This window comes from Acidovorax sp. KNOB132, from assembly GCF_057541515.1.
Window position 1 is genome coordinate 1 of the sequence record NZ_BAAJYT010000297.1, and the last position, 4,158, is coordinate 4,158.

The window sequence follows — 4,158 nt, forward strand, 5'->3', positions numbered from 1 at the left end:
TGGGCAGTGCGCTGCTGGTGCGGGCCGCCAGCGGGCGCCAGGGCCTGGCCAGCGTCCTGCGGTACCTGCCGCTGGGCCGGCGCTGGTAGGGCGCACGCCCGGCGCGGCGAAGCGAAGCGGCTGCCTCAGGCGTTTTCGTCCCGCTGCGAAGGCGCGGTGCGGCACAGGTAGTTCTCCAGCAAGGTGACCAGCTCCGGGGCGAAGCGGGGGTCGCCGAGTAACTTCGGCCGCTCCGCAGTCACGGTGTGCACGACCGCATGCGCGGCCACGCCCACCAGGTAGGTCGCCAGGTCCGGGTCCGGCACGTTCTGCATGAGCGGCCGGATCACCTCCAGGAATTCCCCGCGCAGCTGGTGCTTGTCTTCTTCCAGGCCGCGTACCGTGCGGGGCAGTTCGTCGTAGATGGCTTTGTGCACGGCGGGCGCGGCGCGGTGCTCCTCCACGATCATTTCGACGACCACCGTCAGCGCCTTTCGCAGGGAGGGCTGCTCCGGCAGGACCTGCAGCGCCTTGCGCAGGTCAGAGCGCGTCTCGACGGCATGCCGCCGCTGCAGTTCCGCGATCACCGCCTCCTTGTTCGGAAAGAACTGGTAGAGCGAGCCGATGTTCACGCCCGCGTGCTCGGCGATGGCATTAGTGGTGAATCCTGCCCAGCCCACCTTGGTCAAAATGTAAGTCGCGGCTTGCATGATGGCATCCACGGTGGCGCGCGAGCGCGCCTGGACCGGGATTTTGCGGGGCGTGGCAGCGGTTTTGCTTTTGCGCGGGGACGGCATGGGAACGCGAGTTTCGGAAATAAAAGCTTTAACTTACGATTTAAAGCATGAAAACACAAGACCTGCTGCATCCCTGGGATGCCTTCCAAGCCGCCAACCGCTTTCGCCGGGCGATCCGCCGATTCCGGCCCACACCGATTCCGGAAGCGGATGTCCGGGACCTGCTGCGCGAGGCCACCTTCGCCCCGTCCAGCGGAAACATGCAGCCCTACGAGCTGCACTGGGTTCGCACCCCGGCCGTGAAAGCCCGCCTCGCGCAGGCCTGCAATGGGCAGAAGGCGGCGGCATCGGCCGCGGATTTCGTCGTCTTTGCCGCCAGTCCCGCCATCGGGCGGCGCACTGCCCAGGCGCAGCTCGACCATGTCGAACGATCGACCGTGCTGGGGCCGGAATCGAAGGCCTACCACCGCAAGCAGATCGGCATGTTCCAGCGGATCCTGGGCGCGGGCTCGTCGGTGCTGTGGTCGCCATGGCTGCTGCTGGCCGCCTGGGCGCGCCCCACGCTGTCGCTGCTGCCCGTGGGGCACATCGGCGGGCGCCAGTGGGCCGCCCGCAATACGATCTTCGCGGCCCAGACCCTGCTGCTGGCCGCGGCGGCGAAGGGCATCGATTCGTGCCCCATGGAAGGCTTCTCCGCGTCCGCGGTCGCCAAGCTGCTGGGACTGCCGCGCGGCACGGTCATCCCCCTCGTTGTGGCGCTGGGCTACCGCGCCGATGACGCCCGCGTCGAGGATCGCTGGCGCCTGCCTTTGGAAGAGTCGGTCGTCGCCCATTGATTGGCAGGGTGGGCAGGGTGACGCCACGCGGCCGGCATGCTCCGTGCCGTGCCGTGCCGTGCCAGGAGCCGGTCCGCCCGCCTTCGGGATGCTCGTCAGTATGGTCTGTCGGAATTTTCAATAACGCATCCGTGTTGCGTTATTGGGTCTAGAATCTGCTGTTGCAACTCGGTTGCAGTAGTAAATAAATTCACCTTCGGCCATCCTCATCCCCTTTTAAACTGCGGCACCTTTCCCTGTGATCCCGCCGTGGCGCTCTGCCCCGGCCGCCGGCGGCCTTGGCATCCGCACGGCTCGCGCGCATCGGGGCCTGCCTTTTCCACCGTCCACGCCGGCCTGGCTCTCAAAGGCCGCTCCCTGTCTTTTTCCATTCCATCATGCGACCGCTTTGCCCGACAGCTTCCCTCTGGTTGACCCCGTTGCTGGCGCTGTCCGCGCCCGGCGCCATGGCCCAGGAGGGCGGTAGCACCGCCGCGCTGCCCACGGTGGTCGTGAAGGAGCAAGCCACGCCGGGCGCGCTGGACCAGCCGGCCGAGGGCGCGTCCCGCCTGGGCCTGTCGGTGCGCGAAACGCCAGCGTCCATCGACGTGGTCTCGCGCCAAGTGCTGGGCGAACGCGGGCTGCGCACCGTCACCGAAGCGGCCCAGGCCGCCGTGGGCGTGACGGCCGGGGACTTTCCGGCCGAGCCCAGTGCGTTTTCGATGCGCGGCTTTGCCAACAGCCAGATCAACACGCTCTACAACGGCATCAAGATCGGTCCGCCCAACATGACCTCGCGCGTCATGGACACCGCCAACCTGGAGCGCATCGAATTCCTGAAAGGCGCGGCCTCCCTGATGTCGGGCGAGGGCGCCTCGGGCGGGGCGGTGAATTTCGTCACCCGCGCGCCGCACCGCGGCCCGGTCCAGACCGAGGTCGAGACGGCGGCCGGCTCGTTCGGCGAGCGCCGCGTCCGCATGGGCTCCGGCGGCACCACCGCCTGGAAGGACCTGGATTACCGCATCGACCTGAGCGGCTCGGACAGCGACGGCCCCGTGCAAGGCACCCATCAGCACAACCGCCACCTGTCGGGCGGGCTGGACTGGCATGTGCGCCCCGGCCTCAAGTTCTTCGTGGCGGCCGAGGTCAAGCGCGACCGGGGCAGCAGCTATTGGGGAACGCCGCTGGTTTCCGCCGCCGCGCCCGGCATCGAGCCCGAGGGCGGCGTGGTGTCCGGCACCTACACGTCGGGCTTCAACGGCAGCGCGCTCGGCCCGGTCGCGATCGACCGGCGCACGCTGCGCACCAATTACAACGTGCTGGACAACCGCAACGACGCGCGCGAAACCTGGCTGCGCACCGGCATGGACTGGCGCATCGACAGCGCCTTCACGCTGCGCACACAGATCTACCGCTACACGGCCACGCGCACCTGGTTCAACAACGAGATCGCCGCGTTCAACGCCGGCACCGGCCTGGTGGACCGCGAGCGCTTCTACGTGGCCCAGGACCAGACCTCGGTGGGCCAGAAGACCGAGCTGCAGTGGGACGGCCAGATCGCCGGCCGCGACAACCGCTGGGTGGCGGCGCTCGAATACAGCGACCTCGACCTGACCCGCCCCGGCGCGGCCAATTTTCCGGGTGACAGCGTGAGCCTGGTGAACCCCGATCGCGGCACCTACGGCCCGCTCACGCGGCAATGGCAGACGAGCGGCGTGCGCAACACGGTGCTTGCGCTGGAAGACCGGTTCTCGGTTGCGCCGGGCTGGACGCTGCTCGGCGGACTGCGGCACGAATCCATCGAGCTGTCGCGCACCTCCACCGATGCCGCCGGTGCGCCGCGCGCCGGCTTTCCGTTCGACAAGGCCTGGCACCCAACCACGGGGCGCGTCGGCCTGACCTGGACCCCAGCCGCCGGCACCACCGTGTATGGCCAGTACGCCACGGGCGCCGACGTGGCGGCCAACAACCTGTTCCTGCTGCGCGGCACGCAGCCGCTGGACCTGACCCGCACGCGCAATGTGGAGGCCGGGGTCAAGCAGTCGTTCTGGCAGGACCGCGGCGAATGGACGTTCGCGGTGTACGACACCGAGCGCCGCAACGTCTATGCCGCGCAGGGCGGGCAGTCGCTGGCCGTGGCAGGGGCCCTGCAGTCGCGGGGCGCCGAGGCCTCGGTGGCGCTGCGGCCCGATGCGCACTGGAGCCTGTGGTCCAACCTGGCGCTGAACCGCGCGCGCTACCAGGACTACGCGCTGGCCGGTGGCGGCTCGCTCTCTGGCAACACACCGCCCAACGCCCCGCGCGTGGTGGCCAATGCCGGCGTGGGCTACCGCTTCGTGGCCGGTGTGCCGGTGCAGGTATCGGCCTCGCTGCGGCATGTGGGCGAGCGGTTCCACAGCGATGCGAACACCGTGCGGCTGGCGGCCTACACCGCGCTGGATGCCGCTGTGGCCGTGGACGTGGCCCGGGGCGTGCAACTGACCCTGCGCGGGCGCAACCTGACCAACCGCGTGTACGCGGCCTGGGCCGATCCGTTCTACCCGGACCAGATCCTGCTGGGCGCCCCGCGCAGCTTCGAGCTGGCCCTGCGCTGGACGCTGTGACATGCAGGCGCTGCTGCGGGCCGA

Annotated in this window: 3 protein-coding genes; 2 read left to right on the top strand and 1 reads right to left on the bottom strand. The window is 69.3% G+C overall.

Translation table 11 applies throughout. The features are described from left to right. Positions 1–125: 125 nt before the first annotated feature. Positions 126–689: a TetR/AcrR family transcriptional regulator gene (locus AC27IO_RS21265; protein ID WP_498740627.1), complete on the bottom strand. Its 564-nt coding sequence runs from the start codon at positions 687–689 to the stop codon at positions 126–128. 134 nt (positions 690–823) lie between these two features. On the opposite strand from AC27IO_RS21265, the gene AC27IO_RS21270 reads away from it, so the two are divergent. Continuing rightward, positions 824–1,552 (top strand): nitroreductase family protein, encoded by a 729-nt coding sequence (locus AC27IO_RS21270; protein WP_498740628.1) that lies wholly within the window; start codon positions 824–826, stop codon positions 1,550–1,552. A gap of 410 nt (positions 1,553–1,962) precedes the next feature. Then, complete coding sequence (locus tag AC27IO_RS21275; protein WP_498740630.1) at positions 1,963–4,134, top strand: TonB-dependent receptor; 2,172 nt, start codon at positions 1,963–1,965, stop codon at positions 4,132–4,134. The last annotated feature ends 24 nt before the right edge of the window (positions 4,135–4,158 follow it).